At 51.1% G+C, this 20,672-nt stretch carries 18 protein-coding genes; 10 read left to right on the forward strand and 8 right to left on the reverse strand.

The window, feature by feature from the left end; translation table 11 throughout:
* Window positions 1–124 precede the first annotated feature (124 nt).
* The gene (gene rsmG / locus LKK83_RS23845; RefSeq protein ID WP_324633896.1) at window positions 125–952 is read left to right on the forward strand and encodes a 16S rRNA (guanine(527)-N(7))-methyltransferase RsmG; all 828 of its coding nucleotides are present in this window, start codon (window positions 125–127) and stop codon (window positions 950–952) included.
* A 274-nt stretch (window positions 953–1,226) separates the two neighbouring features.
* Here the strand turns inward: rsmG and LKK83_RS23850 are convergent, their stop codons facing one another.
* The 3 genes from LKK83_RS23850 to LKK83_RS23860 form a co-directional block, all read right to left on the reverse strand.
* The gene (locus LKK83_RS23850; RefSeq protein ID WP_324633897.1) at window positions 1,227–2,129 is read right to left on the reverse strand and encodes a hypothetical protein; all 903 of its coding nucleotides are present in this window, start codon (window positions 2,127–2,129) and stop codon (window positions 1,227–1,229) included.
* Window positions 2,130–2,306: 177 nt separating this feature from the next.
* Complete coding sequence (locus LKK83_RS23855) at window positions 2,307–2,582, reverse strand: hypothetical protein (RefSeq protein WP_324633898.1); 276 nt, start codon at window positions 2,580–2,582, stop codon at window positions 2,307–2,309.
* Window positions 2,530–3,711, reverse strand: coding sequence for an aldo/keto reductase (locus LKK83_RS23860; RefSeq protein WP_324633899.1), 1,182 nt, complete (start codon window positions 3,709–3,711; stop codon window positions 2,530–2,532). Before LKK83_RS23860 ends, LKK83_RS23855 begins: the two co-directional genes overlap by 53 nt.
* 230 nt (window positions 3,712–3,941) lie before the next feature.
* Between LKK83_RS23860 and LKK83_RS23865 the strand changes: the two genes are divergently transcribed.
* Window positions 3,942–4,661, forward strand: coding sequence for a Uma2 family endonuclease (locus LKK83_RS23865; protein ID WP_324633901.1), 720 nt, complete (start codon window positions 3,942–3,944; stop codon window positions 4,659–4,661).
* A gap of 134 nt (window positions 4,662–4,795) precedes the next feature.
* Here the strand turns inward: LKK83_RS23865 and rpiA are convergent, their stop codons facing one another.
* Window positions 4,796–5,494 carry a ribose-5-phosphate isomerase RpiA gene (gene rpiA / locus LKK83_RS23870; RefSeq protein WP_324633902.1) on the reverse strand — a complete coding sequence of 233 codons (699 nt, stop codon included), beginning with the start codon at window positions 5,492–5,494 and terminating at the stop codon, window positions 4,796–4,798.
* A gap of 128 nt (window positions 5,495–5,622) precedes the next feature.
* On the opposite strand from rpiA, the gene LKK83_RS23875 reads away from it, so the two are divergent.
* Window positions 5,623–9,438 (forward strand): tetratricopeptide repeat protein, encoded by a 3,816-nt coding sequence (locus LKK83_RS23875; RefSeq protein WP_324633904.1) that lies wholly within the window; start codon window positions 5,623–5,625, stop codon window positions 9,436–9,438.
* Between the two features lie 76 nt (window positions 9,439–9,514).
* Here LKK83_RS23875 and cbiE read toward each other — a convergent pair whose 3' ends face one another.
* The 3 genes from cbiE to LKK83_RS23890 all read right to left on the reverse strand — a co-directional run bounded on the left by cbiE (window position 9,515) and on the right by LKK83_RS23890 (window position 12,564).
* Window positions 9,515–10,894, reverse strand: a complete 1,380-nt coding sequence (cbiE, locus tag LKK83_RS23880; protein ID WP_324633905.1) for a precorrin-6y C5,15-methyltransferase (decarboxylating) subunit CbiE — start codon at window positions 10,892–10,894, stop codon at window positions 9,515–9,517.
* 231 nt (window positions 10,895–11,125) lie between these two features.
* Window positions 11,126–11,731, reverse strand: a complete 606-nt coding sequence (locus LKK83_RS23885; protein WP_324633906.1) for a cobalt-precorrin-8X methylmutase — start codon at window positions 11,729–11,731, stop codon at window positions 11,126–11,128.
* Window positions 11,732–11,823: 92 nt separating this feature from the next.
* Window positions 11,824–12,564 (reverse strand): DUF1868 domain-containing protein, encoded by a 741-nt coding sequence (locus LKK83_RS23890; RefSeq protein WP_324633907.1) that lies wholly within the window; start codon window positions 12,562–12,564, stop codon window positions 11,824–11,826.
* Between the two features lie 258 nt (window positions 12,565–12,822).
* On the opposite strand from LKK83_RS23890, the gene holA reads away from it, so the two are divergent.
* From holA to LKK83_RS23905, 3 genes are all read left to right on the forward strand, one after another.
* Window positions 12,823–13,821 (forward strand): DNA polymerase III subunit delta, encoded by a 999-nt coding sequence (gene holA, locus LKK83_RS23895; protein ID WP_324633908.1) that lies wholly within the window; start codon window positions 12,823–12,825, stop codon window positions 13,819–13,821.
* A 326-nt stretch (window positions 13,822–14,147) separates the two neighbouring features.
* Complete coding sequence (locus LKK83_RS23900; protein WP_324633909.1) at window positions 14,148–14,579, forward strand: DUF4168 domain-containing protein; 432 nt, start codon at window positions 14,148–14,150, stop codon at window positions 14,577–14,579.
* 305 nt (window positions 14,580–14,884) lie between these two features.
* Window positions 14,885–15,397: a DUF4168 domain-containing protein gene (locus LKK83_RS23905; RefSeq protein WP_324633910.1), complete on the forward strand. Its 513-nt coding sequence runs from the start codon at window positions 14,885–14,887 to the stop codon at window positions 15,395–15,397.
* 76 nt (window positions 15,398–15,473) lie between these two features.
* Here LKK83_RS23905 and LKK83_RS23910 read toward each other — a convergent pair whose 3' ends face one another.
* Window positions 15,474–16,466, reverse strand: a complete 993-nt coding sequence (locus LKK83_RS23910) for a DUF4349 domain-containing protein (RefSeq protein WP_324633911.1) — start codon at window positions 16,464–16,466, stop codon at window positions 15,474–15,476.
* A 213-nt stretch (window positions 16,467–16,679) separates the two neighbouring features.
* Between LKK83_RS23910 and LKK83_RS23915 the strand changes: the two genes are divergently transcribed.
* The 4 genes from LKK83_RS23915 (at window position 16,680) to rpmI (ending at window position 20,443) form a co-directional block, all read left to right on the forward strand.
* The gene (locus LKK83_RS23915; RefSeq protein ID WP_324633912.1) at window positions 16,680–19,109 is read left to right on the forward strand and encodes an ATP-dependent helicase; all 2,430 of its coding nucleotides are present in this window, start codon (window positions 16,680–16,682) and stop codon (window positions 19,107–19,109) included.
* Between the two features lie 203 nt (window positions 19,110–19,312).
* Complete coding sequence (locus LKK83_RS23920; protein ID WP_324633913.1) at window positions 19,313–19,609, forward strand: hypothetical protein; 297 nt, start codon at window positions 19,313–19,315, stop codon at window positions 19,607–19,609.
* Window positions 19,591–20,061 (forward strand): type II toxin-antitoxin system VapC family toxin, encoded by a 471-nt coding sequence (locus tag LKK83_RS23925; RefSeq protein WP_324633914.1) that lies wholly within the window; start codon window positions 19,591–19,593, stop codon window positions 20,059–20,061. The genes LKK83_RS23920 and LKK83_RS23925 overlap by 19 nt, the downstream gene beginning before the upstream one ends.
* A gap of 184 nt (window positions 20,062–20,245) precedes the next feature.
* Window positions 20,246–20,443 (forward strand): 50S ribosomal protein L35, encoded by a 198-nt coding sequence (rpmI, locus tag LKK83_RS23930; protein WP_324633915.1) that lies wholly within the window; start codon window positions 20,246–20,248, stop codon window positions 20,441–20,443.
* Window positions 20,444–20,672: the final 229 nt, after the last annotated feature.

A 20,672-nucleotide genomic window follows, 5' to 3' on the forward strand; every position in this document is an offset into this window, starting at 1 on the left:
GCGAATTGCGAGAATCCGCATCAATCTGAAAAACGCTTGATTGAACCCAAGGAGCGGTTTTGTATGAATTCTTGATTTTTTATGATTAATTTCCACAACTTTGGGTGTATTTTGAGCAAAAAACATGAGTGAAAACGCAAAACCAGTTCTCCCGGAAATGGGTTCTTTATGGAAAGAAACCCTGAATTGGCAGCCCGATGCCGGTCATTTGCTGGAATTCCAGAGCATTTACGAACTGATTCTGGAAGGAAATCAGCAGATGAATTTAACCCGGATTACCGAACCGCAAGAGTTTTGGGAAAAACATTTGTGGGATTCCCTGCGCGGGGTAGCGCCGTTGTTAGAATCGCCGATGGTGGGAACCAACCCGCCCGCCACTTCTGGCGAGGAGGAATCGTCAGCACGGGAGTCAGGAGGGGTAGAAGAATTAGAAGTTATTGATTTAGGAACCGGTGCGGGATTTCCGGGGTTGCCGATCGCGATCGCGCGCCCGGAATGGACCGTTACCTTGCTCGATTCTACCCGCAAAAAACTTGCCTTTCTCGATCGAGCGATCGACACGATGGGCATGGAAAACGTCCGCACCTTAACCGCAAGAGCGGAAGAAATCGGGCAACAATCCCAGCATCGCGAAGCCTACGATATCGCCGTGGCTAGAGCATTGGCTCCCCCTCCCGTCTGCGCCGAATATGCCTTGCCCTTGCTCAAAATTGGCGGCGTAGCGGTTCTTTATCGGGGTCGCTGGACCGATGAGGAAAGCGACGAACTCTCCGCTACAGTGGAACAACTCGGCGGGATTCTGGATTTTATCGAGCGATTCAAAACCCCCCTCACCGGTAGCATCCGCACTTGCGTTTACCTTCGCAAAATCGCCCCGACACCGGCAGAATTTCCGCGATCGGTGGGCGTCCCCCGGGAAAAACCGCTGTCGAGAAATCGAGCAGCTCGTTAGTTTGATGGCAGTTATGCTGCAGGAAGTTTGTAGGGTAAGCAGGCACGAGAACAGATGCGCGATCGGCACCTTTCTCGAGTGGCTCTGCTCACCCTACCCTTTGCTAGAAAAATGGTATTATTTCTATCTTTCCCCAGCAGCACTTGTAGGGTGGAGAATGCCCCACGCGCTTGAGGTTCGGTTCGATTCACCATCTTTCTTATTTTGCCTACATTACTTATGATTTCTCTCGTTCCCAGACCGAGGCTGAGAACGAGTCCCAAAAATCGAACAATTAAAACGCACAATAATAAACGTAAGCCGCATCAATTGGCGCTAAAGTCCCGCTAGAAGGAACCAGCACTTGAAAATTATGTCCTTCAAAACTCGGCGTCCACAGAACAATTAGGGGAACCGCATTTTCTGAGAATTGAAATGCCCCCACTGGCTGAGGAATTCCCGGCTGAAAGGGAGCGGACAAATCCACCGATTCCTCATACGCGGCTTCCATCGAAAGAATTTCCGCTTCAGTATTGTAGATTTCCTCGGAATCTTGGGCGATTTTCAGCCTTACCGTATCCTCACCGATTCTTTCGAGCAGCAAAGTCATCTCGCCGGCTTGCCACGCTTTGGCGGATAAGGGGACGCGCTTATCCAGTGCCAGAAGAGTTTCCGGGACTTCATCAAGCGGAAGTTCTTCTAGAGAGACAGCGGTGGCGGCGTCGGCTTGGGAGGGGGGCAACAGCCAAACCGCCCCTTCTGGGAGGGGTTGGGGGGCGCTAAAGGTTGCCATTGCGGTAGGAGTGTCATTGCAACCGTAGGGTTCCTGTGCCGATCGCCGAAAGGTGACTTCTTCTTTCACTCCGGATGCCAGGGCAATTAACGTGGTGCCTGATTCCACCTGCGACCACTCATCGGAAAAAACGGCAATCTCCGCCTCTGGGTTGACGGGGGAGAAGGGATACTCGCTTGCCCCTTCTGAACCCTCTTTTGTGCCAAATGCCAGCCACCCGGGGACGGTAAACGGCTGTTCTGGCAGATTTTCTGACACCTGTGCGGTGGTTTCGTCAGCCGTGGTATCGGTATTTTCCTGCTGTTCCGTGCAGCCCCCGAGGGTGGGAACCACAATTAGGGTTGCCAGTAGAACCCCGAGAATTGATGCTTTTGATTTGCCGATGATGGATGTGAATGAATTCATGTTGCACTGTATTTAAACCAAGACAATCAGCCTACCCAATTTTTAACCAAATTGGCGAGTTCTTCATAACCAGCCTCACATGCGCGCCGTCATTGGCGGCAGCTTCGCGCACCCAAATTTCCGATTTCTTTAGGGGAGCAAACAGGTCCAAATAGGGAACCTTTATGTCCGCGAAAGTCACGGCAAGCGCCCGCGATAAGCGAGCAATTCTGTCATTTGGTTCGGCTGCCGCAATTGGCGCGGGCGAACCATTAACACCGGAAATAATTGTGGGGCGCGGGTGAGAATAGTCCGAGCATTTTTGTCGGTTAAAGAAACGCGACTCTGCCCGGACAACCGAGTGCCGCGCGATCGCCGATGCCATTGATGAAAGCATCGCCAACAAAGGAAATTCTCATGGTTATTGCTGAGATAAACGTTGCACGGTTTCGCCGCCAAGTAGTTGATGAGCATCCTGCAAAAGGGCGGGAATTTTATCCGCGTGGGGGCTGTTGGTCAAGCAGTGACGCAAGTCCAAGTTTTGGACTCGTTCGGCGTTGGTGCCGGGGAACCAATGGCTGCCGTTTCCGAGGAGATTATAGCGCATTTTGCCATAGTCGAACAGGTCGTAAGCGAGGGCCAGATTTCGCAGCCATAAAATGACCGGGATGTTAATTTGGTTGGGGGTTTCTTCTGGGGTGGGTAAGCCGATATGCCAGCTTTTTACCCAGTCTTTTCCGAAACGGGCGATCGCGGCATTTTCTAATCGCTCTAAAATGGGCGGCAAAATCTCGTCGGCTTTGTCTAACAAGGGCAAGGTTTTTAAATGTTCGTCAAAATCGGTGGGACGACTTGCACCCAAACTTAAGGTATGAACTTGCGGGTGACTCAAACAAAATAAGTTGTTAAAGACCATCGGACTGAGGGGGTGGCACAATTCCACTAATTTGGCTGGGGGTTGATAAAGTTTGCCCCCTTTATCCGACGGACTGATAATAAATACGCCCATATCGTGGCGAGTGGCGGCTTCAATGGCGGGCCAATTAAATTGATTGATATAATACCAATGCAGGTTTACGTAATCGAAGCGATCGCTTTCAATGGTTTTGATAATTACATCGGTCGGTCCGTGGGTGGAAAAGCCGACAAACCTGACTTTCCCTTCCGCTTGAAGCTGTTTGACCACTTCCATACAGCCCCCGGGCCGAATGCTCTGCTCGAGCAATTCTTCCGTATTGATGCCGTGCAATCCTAACAGATCCACGTAGTCTAAGTTGAGATTGGCCAAGGATTGGTCAAAGGTCTGGCGAAATTCTTTCGCATCTGTCTTGGGAGAGATTTTGGTCTGCACGATGAGGTTTTCCCGGGGAAATTGCGGTAAAATGCGCCCCAATTGTATTTCGGAGGTGCCGTATCCCCGGGCGGTTTCGATATGGTTGATGCCCAAGGCGATCGCGCGCCGAATGGTGGCTTCTAAATTGCGCTGATTGTCTGCCGGAATCTGGGTGGGGTCTACGTCTTTCCACTTGTACTGGTATCGCATTCCGCCGCAAGAAAATACGGGGATTTGCAATTCAGTTCGTCCAAAGCGTCGATATTCCATGATTGTGGGTTTGGTTTTTCCTGGGTCAATGTGCGATTAGAGCTTTATTTTAAAATATACAGGAAATCGAGACAAGACAACCATTGATTTTAAAATCAAGCACGGCGAGGGGTGGCGGTGACTCCCAGGGATGCTAGTCTCGATCGCGGGTTGGATCCGAAAACCCAGGTGGCGGATTTCAGCCAAACTTTACAATAGAGTCATCGGTCAGTTCATTTGAGGTGCATGTGATGATGAAATCTTCAGGGGGCAATCTACCTCTCGGGCGGGACTATCCTGCTACCAATAGTGAGCCAAGGGCACAGAGCGATCGCGCCCGAAACTCTATCCATTATAGCATTGAAGCCCTAAAAAGTCACTTTCAACATCGCCAGGATGTGTATGTGTCCGGACAGTTGTTTGTTTACTATGCCCAGGGCAATCCCAATGCATTAGTCGTCCCCGATGTGTTTGTGGTGTTTGGGGTACCGCCGCGCGATCGCCTGTGTTACAAACTCTGGGAAGAAAACAATTGCGCGCCGGATTTCGTCCTCGAAATTACTTCCCAGATGACGGTGGGAAAAGATTCGGGAGTCAAACGCGGCATCTATGCCTTGCTGGGGATACGGGAATATTTCCAATACGACCCACTCGATGATTCCCTGCGTCCCAGACTTAAAGGGATGAGATTAATTCAAGGAGATTATCAGCCCATTCAGCCTATCTCTTTGCCCGAGGGTTCTCTGTCTCTAACCAGTGAAGTTTTGGGGTTAGAATTGCGCCTAGTTCGAGGAGGCGAATTGCGCTTTTACAACCCGAAAAGCGGTGCAAAACTCCTCAGCTATCGCGAATGCAACCGGGCGCGACGCCATGCCATTTCTCGGTTATTTAAGTTGGGATTAACCGCCGAACAAATCGCCGAAGCGTTAGAATTTTCCCTCGAGGAAGTCCAGCGATCGCGCTCGTCGTAAACCGCCCAATCTCCAGCCTCCCTTTTCGGCTAATCTTACAATTTTTACCAATTATTTTGACCGATTATTGAAACGGGAGGCAGAGCCTCGTTTTTTGCGTTCCCAGCTCATGCTGGGAACGAGGGGCGCAAAACTTACATTTCGCGAACCATTGGCTTATCGTCTTTCACTTCGCCAATCAAAACCACATCTGTTACCCCAACAAATAGACCATTTTCTAACACGCCGGGGATGTTGTTGAGGGTTTTTTCCAATTCAGCCGGATTGTCGATGCTGGCAAATTTAACATCAATGACAAAATTTCCTTGGTCGGTAATCACCGGGCCGGCTTTTTTCACGCCCATGCGTAATTCTGGTTCTCCGCCGAGGTTTGCGATCGCGCGCATGACGGGGGTCATCGCCATTGGCAGCACTTCCACGGGTAACAAAAACGTCGAGCCGAGTTTATCTACCATTTTAGAACTGTCTACCACTACGATAAACTCGTTGGCTAGAGAATCGACAATTTTTTCCCGAGTATGAGCCGCACCGCCTCCTTTAATTAAGTTTTTATTCGGATCGACTTCATCGGCACCATCGATTGCCAAATCGATGCGATCGGCTTCATCCAGACTGGTGAGCGGAATGCCGAATTTCTTCGCTAGCACCGAAGCTTGAAACGAAGTCGGGATCCCTTTAATGTCTTTCAGTTCTCCATTTTTGAGCCGCTCTCCAATGTACTCGATCGCATACGCCGTCGTCGAACCGGTTCCCAATCCGACGATGGACCCGGATTTCACGCGCTGTGCGGCGACTTTGCCGACTTCCTGCTTCATTGCGGCTGCTGTACTCATAAGTGACTCTCCTGAATTTTTGCCCCTGTCAGGGCACCACTGCAATTACAATAAACGTCTAGTTCAATTTAGCGCGATCGCGACCCAAGCGCGCATTTTCTGCGATCGGATGACAGGTGAGGCAACCGATGATAAGCTGTCTCTCATCTAACTTGCATTTCCCCCGGTTTCCCGGCTTTCCCCGGGGACAGGGCCTCGCCGCAACAGACGATCGCGCCGGCGCGGGTCATTTCCAACCCTTTCTAAACTTTCCTGAAACTGCCATGAAAATTGCCTTTCTCGACCCTTCCCATCTCGATTATACGGTAGAAAGTGTCTATCAAATTCCCCTGGGCGGTTCTCAGTCAGCGCTGTGTTATTTAGCCGAGAGTTTGGCCAAGCAAGGGCACGAAATATTTTTGTTCAACAATACCACAAATTCGGGTAAATTTCGCGGCGTAAATTGTCTGGGATTGCCGTTAAAACCAAAGGCAGACCTGCTGCGATCGCTCGATGCATTGATTGCGGTAAATGTTGCCGGGGAAGGCATCAAACTGCGCCCGTTATTGGGCGACAAAACCCGGATGATGCTGTGGACGCAACAATTGCCCAGCCTGCAAGCAATGCGAAATTTACACCAGTTGCCGGAACGAGAGAGTTACGACCGCTTTATTTTCGTCAGCCAGTGGCAGCGCGATCGCTTTGTGGAATACTTCGGCATTGATGCGGCAAAAACCACCATCCTCAGAAATGCGATCGCCCCTGCTTTTCAAAATCTGTTTCCTCCCGAAACTTCTATTTTATCCCATAAATCACATCCCCCGGTTCTCGCCTACACCAGTACCCCTTTTCGCGGCTTAGATTTACTGATTGATATTTTTCCCAAAATTCGGCAAGCCATCCCCGGCACTCGCCTCAAAGTTTTTTCCAGCAAACGAGTCTATCAATTGCCCGACGACATCGAACAAAATGCCTACGGACCGCTTTATCAAAAATGCCGGGATATGGAAGGGGTAGAATATTTTGGGTCGATTCCTCAACCCGCATTAGCCCGCGAATTGCGTTCGGTTACGGCATTGACCTATGCCAATACTTTTCAGGAAACCTCTTGCATTTCTGTTATGGAAGCAATGGCTAGCGGCTGCCGAATTATCACCAGCAATCTCGCCGCTTTGCCGGAAACTACGGCGGGATTTGCCCGGTTAGTTTCCGTAGAAGATGTGCGGAGCTTTTCTTCGGTGAGGAATTGGCAATTTTCTGTCAAAGAAGATTGGCAAGCGTATAGCGATCGCTTTTTATCCGCTACCCTAGAGCTGTTAAACCAAACTGATGCGAATTCCACGGAAAAATTGCTCCGACAACAGGTGGATTATCTCAATCGCTGCTGCACTTGGGAAATGCGCGGTAAAGAATGGGCGCAATGGTTGAGCCAGGTATGTGACGCAACGGTTTCTTGGCCCGATTCAAATACGGTAGAAGCGCTCAACGAACAAGCGCAGGAGTATTTCAGGTGCGGAAATCTCGACGCGGCGATCGCCACTTGTCAGCAGTCGCTCAAACTGAATCCGGCGGTGGCACAAACTTACAAACTCCTGGGCAATTTTTTACAATCCCAAGGTAAAATCGACCCGGCAATTCGCGCCTATTCCCACGCCATTTCCCTGCAACCGGACTTTGCCGAAGCCCAAGCCAATCTCGGCAGCATGTACTATCAAAAAGGCAATTTATCCGCTGCTAAAGCTTGTTACGAAACCGCGATAGCGCGCAATGGAAATCTCTCCGGGGCTTATTGGAATTTAGGCAAAGTATTGCATCAGCTTGGGCAATTTCAGGAGGCGATCGCCGCTCAGGAAAAAGCACTGGACTTGAATCCGCAACAGTTCGATGCAGCCGCCTACAGTGAAGTCGGTTCGGCGATTTTGCTCTCCGGAAATTTAGAGGCATCCAGACAATTTTATCGTAAATTCGTGCAACGCCAACCGGATTTTGCCCCGGCGTATCTCAACCTGGGCACGGTGTTGAAAAAGCAGGGGCAATTAGAAGCAGCGATCGCGCATTTTAGAATCGCCGTGCAGAAGCAACCGAATTTATCCGTGGCCTATTATAATTTAGGAAATGCCCTGGGAGAATTGGGTAAAACTGAAGAAGCGATCGCTAGTTTTCGCACCTATCTCGCCGGGAAACCGAATGATGCCGAGGCATACTATCGCTTGGGCAGCGCACTGGCAACTCACAACCAATCGGAAGCGGCGATCGCGGCATTTAAAAAAGCCATCGAGTTGAAACCCGATTTCGCCCGCGCTTATTATAAAATCGGCGAGGTATTGCAGCAACAAGCGCAGCAGCAACAGTGGCTCGATCGCGAGAAAGTGATGCAGGCGATCGCCAGTTTTGAGCGGGCGATCGAACTGCAACCCGATTGGCTAGACGCGCATCAATCCTTATTTAATTTGCTGATTACCTCCCGGGATTTTTCGGGCAATCTTTCCCTGCTTTCCCAGGCAAGAGATGCTGCCGATCGCTTTATCGAGTCTTGCGGAAAGCAGCATCCGGTTCTCTCGAAATTGGCCTATATTAAAGCCTACCAGTGGTCGGGATTGAGTCAGTTGGCTCTCGAAAAATTTGCCACCCTCGAATCGCGGTTGTTGGGCGAAAATTCCGCGTTATCTGAGGTGGAAATCGGTAAACTTTACAAAAGTTTTCTGTTTAATATGCCCCATCTGCGCGATAATTTAGCGGCGAATAGTACCTTGGCGCGAGTGTTGGGCGATCTCTACGGTCAAATTCTCTCCCCAGCTCACTCGTTTGCATACCCAGAAGCGAGGCGATCGCCTTCCCCTTCTAACTCCACTCTCACCATTGCCGTGCTCTCGGAAAACTTTAGAAAACATTCCGTGGGGTGGTGTAGTTATGCCGCCATTGAAGCGCTTTCGCAGCTCGATTGTCGCCTATTTCTTTATGCCACGGGCAATCTGCAACCGGATTCGCTGACGGAGAAATTTAAAGGCTGCTGCGAACGGTTGGTGATTCCCCCATCCTACCACGGCGAGGAAATCATCGAACTGATTTTACAGGAAAGTCCAGACATTATTTTGGATTTAGATTCTCTCACTGTGCCAGTTCACGCGGAAATTCTCCAGGCAAAACCCGCGCCAATTTGTATGTCTTGGTTGGGCTTTGATGCGCCTTATATTTCCTCGGACAATTACTTTCTCGGGGACTGGTACTCGCACCCGATCGGCACGGAACGATATTATCGGGAAAAGTTAGTGCGGATGCCGCATTCGTTTGTAGCGATCGCCGGATTTGAGCGGATTGGCGGCGATCGCCACAGTTTGCGAACCGCTCTCGGCATTTCCGACGCCCAAACAGTTTACCTCTGTGTCGCCCCCGGACGAAAATTGAACCCGGATCTGATTCGCGCCCAAGTGCGAATTCTGCAGCAAGTACCCGAGAGTTTGTTACTCTATAAAGGTGAAGGAGATACCGCCGTCATTCAAGCGCGCTACCAACAAGAATGCGAGGCGATCGGGGTCAGTTTTGCTCGGATTAAATTTTTGCCCCGCACGCGCACGGAAGAAGAACATCGCAGCACCTATGTAATCGCTGATGTGCTGCTCGATTCTTATCCTTACAATGGCGGCACCCATACGTTAGAATCCTTGTGGTTTGACTTGCCCGTGGTGACCAGAAGCGGCGAGCAATATCTGTCTCGCATGGGCTATTCTTTTCTCAAAGCAGCGGGCATTGAGGCGGGGGTGGCATGGAGTTGGGAAGAATACGTCCGCTGGGGAGTTCGCTTCGGAAAAGAGCGAGAATTTTGTCAGGCAATTAAACAGCAATTAGGGCGATCGAAGCAACCGGAACAACTTGCCCCCTTGTGGAATTCGCCCCAGTTTGCCCGGGATATGTACGGCATCTTCCAGCAATTGTTGCATCCCACCCAATCCGCCAAACAACCGTAGGGTGCGTGACGCCCTGTATTTCGGGCAGTTATCACACAATCACCGCCGGGGCGTCACGCACTGACCCCGAAATATATCACTGGCGATTTTGGGGTTTAGAAATCACCACGATCGTCACCGGATTTAAGGGGGAAAATCGGGTTAAGTGAGCCACCGGAACCGAGCGGGATAAATTCACTTGCAAGGCGCGATATTCCCACCCCATTTCTGCTACCCAAGTCAGGGCATTCGTCAGATGTTCTAAGGTGGCTAAAGCGAGGACGATCGCACCGCCATCGGCCAAATGTCCGCCACAAAAGCCGAGAATTTGCCGCAAATGACCGCCGGTTCCGCCAATAAAAATGCGATGGGGAACCGGCAGGCGATCTAAAATATCCGGTGCATTGCCATGTATGGAAATCACGTTCGGAACTTGCAGGCGCTGACAGTTTTGCTCGATAAGGGAAATGCCGGCAGCGGTTTTTTCGATCGCATACACTCGAGACGTGGGAAATAAGCGGCCAATTTCAATCGAAACCGATCCGGTTCCCGCACCCACATCCCAAATAATCTGATTCGGTTGCAGGGCCAATTCTCCTAACACTAACACTCGCACTTCCCGTTTGGTCATCAAACCGGGGCGATCGCTAAAGGTTAAAAAACTGCTGTCGGGCAGACCCAATCGCGGCAAATTTTCCAGGTCTAAATGGCCACTGCTTTCCTCACCGCGTCGCACCAAAACCACCACATTTAAGTCACAAAATGTTTCCGATTCAATTGCAGCAATTTCCGCGCGATTTCCCACGGGAAAAGACCGCACGCGCTCATCAGTGGCACCGAGATTTTCACAAACCGAAAATTGATAGGTACCGGGTAAGTCCAGGGAGAGCAAAAGACGGGCGATCGCCCCGGGAGTATTGGTGCGATCGGTCAGTACGGCAATTTTTTCCGCACCCTCGCGCAAGGCGGCGAGCAATTCATCCAAAGAACGACCGTGAGCGCTAATGATTCGCGCATCTTGCCACGGCACTTTGACGCGATTAAAAGCTAATTGAATGCTACTCAGATGCGGATGAAATACCAGCTTTTCTGCGGGCAGTTCTGCTAACAGCAACCGTCCCAAACCAAAGAATAGGGGATCTCCGCTGACTAAGACCACCATATAAGGCGCATCAGGCGGATTTTCTGCCGACATATCCGTGCGGCGGGCGGATTCGGAAGCGGGAGTTTCATCCGGAATCATTGCGGGGGGTTCGCTGTTGCGCGGTGGGGATTCGCTCCATCGTTGTAACTGACGCCGCAGTTGTTTTAAGGTGAGGCTAATGTCTGCCAATTCCAGGCGATCGCCGGAATAATCGGCAAAATAACTTAAGTGGCGATCGCTTCCCACCAATAACGTCGCCTCCCGCACGAGTTTTCGCAAGGGTGCGGTTAATCCCGCCGCACCATCTAACCCAATTCCGACTACATGAATCATTCGCTTTGTTGAGTGTTGATTGTCGAAGAATCGCAACAATAAAAGTTAGAAAAACGCCGATAAATTTTCTCCGCAATTGGAAGCATTGCGCGACCCTCCCATCCCGATAGAATCTGCATCCTGACCATCACCCTTACCGATCGCGGGAAGAAGCGGGGGTTTTTGCAGTCACGGGAATTTGGCGATCGCCTGGGCCATTTCTCCACTCTACCGTTTGATTTTCCTCAACAATTACCCCTCTCCTTGTTCCAACGCCAAAACTATTAAAGCATTAACGATCGCCGCAGTAACCGGCGATCCGCCTTTTCGACCCGCAATTCTAATCTGAGGCACCGACAATTGGGCGAGTACCTGCTTCGATTCCACCACCGATACAAATCCCACCGGTGCGCCAATCACCAGGGCCGGTGGGGTTGAGGCGGTGGAGAGTTTCTCGCACAGGGCCAGCAATGCGGTGGGGGCATTGCCGATCGCGTAAATGGCCCCGGGAAATTCTTCCCAGCATTGCAAAATCCCGGTTTCGGTGCGGGTTTTGCCCGCCGGCGCTTCCGGTACTCGTTCCACGGCGCTCATCACCGGATTGCCCAAGGTTTTGCCGATTAAATTTTTTACCCCCTGCTTGACCATGCTCACATCTGTGACTACAGGAACCCCGCGCCGCAATGCTTCGATTCCGCTGGCGATCGCCCCGGGACTAAACCGAATCAACTCTTTAAATTCAAAGTCTGCACTGCTGTGAATCACTCGCCGCACGATCGCGTATTCTGCTGGGGTAAAGTGGTGCTCGCCCATCTCGGAATCGATGATGGCAAAGCTTTTTTCCATTATCGGATGCATGGCTGAAAAATTAATAAGAATTCAGTGGTCGGGTGGGCATCGCCCACCACAATTCAGTGGTAGGAGGAACTAACCCACCCTACCCGATGATTTCAAAATTTTAATACAGGCCAATCCGGTTCGCGATAGTATCGCGTCATATCGTCAAACTTGCGGATTTCGCCGCGTTTGATGACGATTTCTTGCGGATTATCCAGCCATTTATCGTTAAACTCAGCCAGGGTAATGCTGAGGCGATCGCGGTCTAAATTCGGCGGAATTTCGCCAAAATAGGCTAACGTAATGTGAGCGGTAAAATGGTACTGTTGTTCGATGCCCAGCGCCATCAAATTCGGATTTTGATAAATCGCGCGGCGCAATTTTACGATGCGATCGTAAGCAGATTCGTCCTTGGGCGCTAAAGCAATTCCGATCGCCCGGGTTCTGAGCACGATACCCAGCGCTTGCCAGCGAATCGGCGGCCCGCCTTTTAACGATTCGCAGCGCTGAAAACTGGCGGCGATCGTCTCGCGTAACTGCTGTTCGTAGTTAGGATTTTCGGCGCAAGCATTGCGAAAAGCATCCTCCCAAATCAAATCCGCCAGGGTGAGGTGAAAACTTTCCGGAGGGACGCTAACTGCCAAACCCGGTTCGAGGAGTTGCAACAGTTGCCTTTGCGACGCTTCCATGTTTTCATAAAATTTGTCATTCTCGGAATCATCTCTCCACGGAGGCGATATGACACTGTATCCCGGAAATTCCACCGGTCTTCTCCCACCGCCCTCTTGGGGTGCAAACTTAGGAGAAGTTTGGATGTGCTGGAGTCCCGAGCGATAGCTGTCTTTCAGCGTCATCCTTGCGACTCGATTTAAGTAGGTTTGTAAAGTATCGTCCAATCTTACTCGCCTCTAGAACTCTAACTGTTGGGAATTGGGGAATCAATTTCAACTGAAAATCAGCCATAAGAAGGTAAAAATTGAGAACGGATAATTTAAAATAAACCCTAGCGTCTCAATTTTAGAGTTTGACGGCCACCCTCCCTTCCCCCGGGGATAAGCAACCTTCTCCAGCTTTTACAGTGTACCTCAAACAGGCGATCGCTTGTACTCCTGATGCCAATTTACCTTTACTGGGGATCGGATGACTTCGCGATGGCAAAAGCGGTGGATGAGTTGCGCGATCGCGTGCTGGATCCGGCGTGGGCCTCGTTTAACTTCGATAAAATTACCCCAGAACAACCCGATGCCGCAATCTTTGCCCTCAACCAAGCGATGACCCTCCCCTTTGGCGCGGGCGGGCGCTTGGTGTGGCTTGTAGACACAAATGTATGCCAGCAGTCCGACGCGCAAGTTCTTGCCGAACTGGAACGAACCTTGCCTGCCATCCCCGAGTCGAACCTGCTGCTGCTCACCACCCCAAACAAACCGGATCGACGTCTGAAAACCACGAAACTGTTACAAAAGTATGCAGAAGTTAAAGATTTTTCACCTTTGCCCCCCTGGAAGCACGATGAAATCCTCGCCGCCGTCAAGCGCGCTGCCCGTGAAGTGGGGATCCAATTAACCGCCGATGCGGTGGAACTGCTGGCGGAGTCGGTGGGGAACCACACGCGATCGCTTTACAATGCCCTGGAAAAATTACAACTCTACGCCCTCAGTGCCGGCTCGAATGCCTTAAACGCCCAAATTGTAGATGAATTAGTCACTTGCAACACCCAAAACAGCATCCAACTGGCGCGGGCCATTCGCGAAGGAGATACCGCTACCGCTTTGGGATTAGTTGCGGATTTGATAGAGCGCAACGAACATCCTTTGAAAATTGCCGCTACCTTAACCGGTCAATTTAGAACCTGGTTATGGGTTAAACTAATGATAGAGAAGGGCGAGCGGGATGAAAAAGCGATCGCTCTCGCGGCAGAAGTTGGCAACCCAAAACGGGTTTACTTCTTGAAAAAGGAAATTCGTTCCTTATCCTTGCAACAGTTACAGCAAACCTTGCCCGTCCTCTTAGAATTAGAAGTCAGCCTCAAGCGAGGGGGAGAACAACTCTCTACCCTACAAACCAAAGTCATCCAACTCTGTCAAATTTGCTTGGCTTCACCAAGGCGATAAAAATCCCCCGAGGTAGAGGCTTAGTTTAGGGAAGTTCCGGGAACTTTACTGTTGTCAAATCTATCTACAAAATCAGCGAAAAAACTAAAATACTACCCGTTTTTTCAGCGTAAAATTAGAGTAAAATGCCACAGCAGAGTGAGTTGCATCAAAATCCCCCTTCCTCTACAATAAAAACCCGATTGCCGGGTAAAACAGTAGGGTCTAGCACCGAAATAAGCTGGCAAAAAAGCGCGGCGATCGCGTTCAAACCGGTTGCTTGATAGTGTGTTATAATTGTCTCAAAAATGTTAATTCAAATGTCTAAATTTTTTCATCTCCCTCCAATGTTATCCAAATCGCTCCTGGTGGGTGTTTTATCCGCCGTGGGCGTATTAAGTGGAGTGGCGGTGCATCTATCTCCCGATACTCCGACCTTAGTTTTCCACAGTGCAGCCTACGCTCAAGAGGTCACCAATGAAGAAATCGCCAACTACGCTCGCGCGATTTTAGCGATCGAGCCGCTTCGCTTGGAAGCCTCCGAAGAAATCAGTAGCCTCACCGGGTCGGTTCCCGCGATTAATTGCTCGCAAACCGATCGCGTCAACGACCTAGACGAAAGCATTCGCGGCATTGCAGTCAACTACTGCGAACAGTCGAAAAACCTGGTAGCAACAAACGGGTTAAGCGTCACCCGGTTTAACGAAATTACCGCCGCGATGGAATTCGATCCAGAACTGGAAAAACGGGTCAAAGAAGAACTCCGACGCCTGCAATAAAAGTGAGCCTCCCCCGGTGAATTCCGCCGGACATTCAAACACTCGTCAGGTGGCCCCGAGCCACCTGAACCCAATTCCTCAGAACCACTGTCCGTGCGATTTTAACTCCCAACTTTCCCGACTCGAATCTGCTAACAAATTTCCCGATATAAAACGATTAGTTTGTAGGGTGGGCAGGCACGAGAACTTCCGGGGCGCGAGGCACTTCCCTTGAATAGCTCTGCCCACCCTATCCTCTGCAATTATTTTTGCCCGAGTAAATAAAACGATTGGTTATTATTTTATCGGTCTACGCTGAAGCTAACATGATGACTAAATTTGGGTTTCCAAAACCGAGCGATCGCTGTTTATCGCGCTGGCTTGCAATCGCAGTTATTTCGGTTATCGGATGGGGCGCTGAAATTTCCACTCCACTTTCCCGCACCCCGACTTTCTCTTGGTTTAATCAAACCGCTCACGCTCAATCGCGGGTGAGCAATCTCGAAGTCCTCAACTATGCCAATGCCATTTTAGATATCGAACCCATTCGTCAAAACGCTTACGAACAAATTCAAAACCAACTCGGTTCCGTGCCCCCGATTGATTGCTCTCAACCGGAAAATCTCAACGGACTCACCCCACAAGTCCGCCAAATTGCCAATAATTATTGCACCGAATCGGAAGTCGTGGTGGAAAACAATGGCTTAACCACAGAGCGATTTAACGAAATTACTCGGCTGCAACAAAATAATCCCAGCCTGCGCGATCGCATTCGCAACGAAATCATTCAAGTGCAACAACAGCGATCGCAATCCGCCCCCGCCAAAGCCGAACAATAGAGCCAAAATCAAACCGCAACGGGGAAGGAGAGAAGCAGGAGCGATCGCCACAAAAATACACAGCAAAAAACTGATTCTAATTCACAGAAGCAGAGTTATCCACGCCATTGGGTGGCGAATTTTCCGAGGACGACTTGTGCAGTTTTTTGTAGGCCAAAACCGCCCCAACCGCTAACAACAGAAACGGACTGAACGCCAGTAAATAGAGGCCAATTTTCAGCAAGCCCACCGCAAACGACCCTACCGCTGTAGTGGCATTGCCCCAAGTATCTTGTAGCTGCTCGCCCAGGGGAGTTTGGGGAATTTCCGACGGAGAAACGGGAGATTCTAACGTTAAAGAAATGGTGGAATAGGCAACTTGAGAGCGGAGATTTTTTTGCATCGCTTCAATGCGTTCGATTTGCTCGCGAATGCTGCTCAGTTCGCGGGCGGCATTTAGCACATCCCCCACGGAACCCGAGCGCTCCATAATTTTTAACACCATTTCTTCAGATTTTCGCAAATTTTTCAATCGCGCGTCATTATCGATCAGTTGGGTAGAAACATCTTCAGCCGTGAGCGATCGATTGAGAACCGTACCGAGTTCGGCTAAAGCATTAATCGTCGATTCAAGCTGCTGCTGCGGCACTCGCAACTGCATCGAAACCAGATGGCGGGTGACGTTAGGCGATCGCGGTTTATTGTCTTGAAAGCTCAATACATCCCCTTGTTTTTGCTTAACGATTTGCGAAACCGCATCGATATTGTCCGCGATCGCCTCCACTTCAATCGTCAGGGAAGCTTTTTTAATCAATTGCGGCGTTGCTTGCGCCACCGTGGTATCCGCTTGTGCCATATCCATCGTCACCTCAGTCATCCCTTGACTTGTAGGCATGGGTGCTGCTGCAGGAGGGACGGCACTTTCTTCCATTTCACCCTCGAAATTAGCCTGGGACGTTTGCACTGCGCCGCAACTGGGTAAAGCGATCGCGCCGAATAGCAGCAGCATCGGCAGTATTCTTCCCAGATTGCGGCCCGGGAAGCAGGGTTTGCGGATTGCGGCGATCCGTTTTTTGCGCTGAGCGGTCATCTGATTTCTCCTAAAATAAATGAGAGCGATCGGGGTGGGTCGGATGAGCATGGGCACCACCCACCGCCACCCGTGGGACATTCCCAAGTTAACCTCGGTTGAACGGAAGCGCCGAACCTGCTACAAAAATTGAAACGGCTGCGATCTGTTGTCAGAAAAGATACACTCAGAAAAGTTGCCTGTTTGACCGATTGTCGTCCTTTTGAGTCAAAAATGCCCAATGATTTCGACGGTACTGTTAACCCTTCCGTGGCGCAAGCGCCCACTCCTGTAGAAGAGACGAGGCGCGAGGCGTGGCAGCGGATCCGCAATCGATTGCGACCCGGACAGCAGCAGATGGCGGACTGGCAAACCGGACCGCTGGCGGTGTCTGCGGTACCCGGGGCGGGAAAATCCAAAGGAATGGCGGATGCGGCGGCATTAGCGATCGCCCGCAATGCACTGCATTATCGCCGCCAACTGATTGTCGTTACCTTCACGCGATCGGCGGCGGCGAATCTGAAACTGAAAATTCGCCAAACGTTGCGCGAGTTACAACTACCACAAGTGGGGTTTAGTGTCAATACTTTACATGGATTAGCGCTCAATATTGCCACCCGACATCCGGATCTGTCTGGTTTGAACTTCGAGGAACTCACCTTAATCACCCCCAACCAAAGCCATCGCACGATCGCCTTGAGTGTGGAACGCTGGATTGCCGCCAATCCCCGCCGCTTTCAACGTTTAATCGAAGGGCGTCAATTTGATGGAGAAGAAGCGGAACGGTTGCGGCGTCAGTCGGTATTGCGAACTGAAGTGCTACCGCAATTGGCACATACCGTCATTCGGGAAGCGAAATCCTCCGGATTGCTGCCCGAGGATTTGGGGGACTTAGCTCGAGAATTCGAGAATCGGGTCTATGATGACGAGTATGAAATTGTGGCGATCGCCGCTGGGTTATACGGACAGTACGAGAGTTTATTGCGATCGCGTCAGTTTATCGACTACGACGACATGATTCTCGCCGCCTTGCGGGTGCTGGAAAACGACACCGCCCGGGGATTGTGGCAGCAGCAAGTTTTTGCCGTCTTTGAAGACGAAGCGCAAGACTCCTCGCCCTTGCAAACCCAACTGTTAGAAATTCTCGCCACAGACCGCGATCGCCCCGATGCACCGCCCAACCTGATCCGCGTCGGCGATCCAAATCAGGCGATTAACTCCACCTTTACCCCCGCCGACCCGATCTATTTTCGGCGGTTCTGCGAACGATGCGATCGGCACCATCTCCTCGCGACGATGGATCGTGCCGGACGCAGTACCCAGATTATCATTAATGCGGCCAATTTTGCCCTCGGATGGATTAATCGCTACTATACTCAACGCCACACCAGCCAGCAGGAGGAAGGTTCTACCCCTAGCTTGCCGTTTCGCCTGCAAACCATTCGCCCGGTAGAACCGGGAGACCCGCAACCGGGAGCTAATCCACCGCATGTGGGGGGTGGGTTGGAAATCTACCGCCCGAGAGATATATATCACACAGTGGAGTTATTGGGCAAGCGCGTTTGCGAGTTATTTAGTGAGAATCGCGAAGGGCGATCGGCAGCCGTGTTAGTGCGGGAAAATCGGCAAGCGCGATTTATTCAGGAAGTGTTGAGCAATCCTCGGCTTTATGGCATCGAGTGCAATCTCGCCAGCCAAGGGATTCCGGTGTTTGACGTGGCCCAGAGCGATCGGCGCTCTCACGTGCCTGCCGAAATTTTAGCATTGCTTTCCTTTATCGATCGCCCCCATTCTCCCGATTATCTCAAAGCCGCCTTGCGCGTCTTCGTCGATCGCAAGCTGATTCCCGCCCAAGACCTCAACGCCCTCAGCAGCTTACCGGAACAGTTCTTGTATCCCGGCCCCCTAGACCCGCCCCAACCCCCCGCCGTCCTCCAAGCGCGGCGCTTATGTTGCAGCTTGCTGAAATCCCGCATGGAATTGCCCCTCTATCAGCTCATTTCCTTTCTGGCCCTGGCATTGCAATACAACCAAGCCGAACTCGCCACTGCAGATAAACTCAGCGATCGCCTCGTCCAACAAACCGCAGGCAACCGTTCCCTGCAAACCATGTTAACCGTCCTCAGCGAAATCGTCTCCTCCGAACGATTCGAACCCGTAGACACCGAAGAAGATGCCGAGTCCATTTATACCCGTCCCGGACAACTGACCCTGATCACCATGCACAAAGCTAAAGGGTTAGACTGGGACTATGTATTTATTCCCTTCTTGCATGAGAACGTGATTCCTGGCACTTTGTGGGTGCCGCCTCCGGCACAGTTCCTCGGCGAGTACACCTTAGCCGAAGTTGCCCGCGCCCTGATTCGCGCCAATCTTCACCAAAAAAGCGATCGCGATGCCTTCGCAAATCACCCGGTTACCTATCCCTCCATTGCCACCGCTTGGCAACAAGCCGAAGCACTGAAAATCGCCGAAGAATATCGCTTGCTCTATGTCGCCATGACCCGCGCCAAACGCTTGCTCTGGATGTCTGCCGCACAAAAAGCTCCCTTTACCTGGAGCAAACCCGAAAACCAAGACCCCCGCAAACCTTGTCCCGTTTTACCCGCCCTGATTGACGCCTTTCCCGATACCTTCGTCCCTCTTTCTGCAGCGCTCGATTAGCAGCAAAGAACTGATGTAGAGACCCGCGCTTATCGGCATCTCTACACACCCGAGGCGCGATCGCATCCTCTAAAGAATTGTCCCAATGATTTACAATGGCGATAGAACGTTTCAATTCCCCGCTCGTCGGGGGTCTAAAAAACCTCCCCTCAACCGGGATATTTATCCACAGAAACTTGCAAAATATTTAGAGTCAAACCGTCATGGATGCTTACAAAACTTACCTCAAAATAGAAGACCCAGAGCGCGTCGTTTTATCCCACCTCCCCTTTCAACCCGGGCAACGAGTCGAAGTCATTATATTACCCGCCGCCGAAGAAAGCGAACCCTCCACTTCAGTCAGCCCAACTGCCATCACCCCACCTTCGGGGCAATATGAAGGAAAGCCGATTTCGGAAGCCGATTTTCGCCGACTGGTGAATCGAATCGGCCCAACCCCGGATAAACCTTTGTCAGAAATCATTATTGAGGAGCGCGGACCGTGGGAAACTACTTCATAGATAGCAGTGCATTAATTAAGCGATACGTACCCGAAATCGGCACAGCTTGGCTGCAAGACATTACCCATGCTCAGCGCGGTAATTGGGTGTCGATCTCCCGCATCACCCGGGTGGAAGTCTTTAGCGCATTTGGACGACGACAACGGGAAGCAAGTTTGTCCGCTTCAGATTTTGGCGAAATTGCTCAAGCGTTTCACTATCATTTGGCCACTCAATATCAAGTTATCGAACTGGACGATGAGATAATTCAAAGGGCAGAAAGTTTAGTGGTTCAATATCCCCTGCGCGCTTACGATGCGCTGCAATTGGCATCAGCCGAATATTGCCACAGTGTTGTTACTCAAACTTCGCCCGCCGCCGATTTTATTTTTTTGGCTGCCGACGATCGCCTGCTTCAGGTGGCGCAAGCGGTGGGTTTAATCTCCGAAAATCCGAATAATTTTTCCCCCTGATTCGCCCCGGGGTTGTCTCCGTGACGGGGCAAAGCGCTTTGCGGCTTGCACCCCTCGGTTTGGGGGGCTTGAAGAGGAGGCGATCGCCTCCCCGTTGCCTCTCGGCACAGATTGCCACTGCGCCAGTTGCGAAAAGCGCAGACAAGGAGTATGATAGGAGATTGTGCCGAATTAAGGGAAGTCCATGCCAAAACTCAAAACTCGTAAAGCGGCAGCGAAGCGCTTTAAAGCCACGGGCAGTGGCAAGATCAAGCGTCGCAAAGCCTACAAAAGCCACTTACTCGAACACAAAACCAGCAAGCGCAAGCGCCGTCTCTCGAAAAGCGCGTTGGTAGATAAACGCGATGAAAAGAACGTGCATTTAATGATGCCGTATTTGTAAGTGGATCCCGACGCGATCGCCAAACCGCCCCCCGACGCGCCCTTGGAATCGAACCCGATTCAGGTTTGGGCAGTGGGGAAAAGCGGTTGGAGACCGAACTGATTCGCGCAACCTGCTCAGTGCTGACATTTGTAAACGTAAAGGAAACCATCAGTCAGCACCCCGCTCTAAAGAGACGGGGCTTCTAGCCCCTGACTTTAGGTAGCTGACCAGCCTAAGCCCTACGAGG

It is taken from the genome of Phormidium sp. CCY1219 (assembly GCF_035615515.1).
Lineage (GTDB): Bacteria > Cyanobacteriota > Cyanobacteriia > Cyanobacteriales > Laspinemataceae > CCY1219.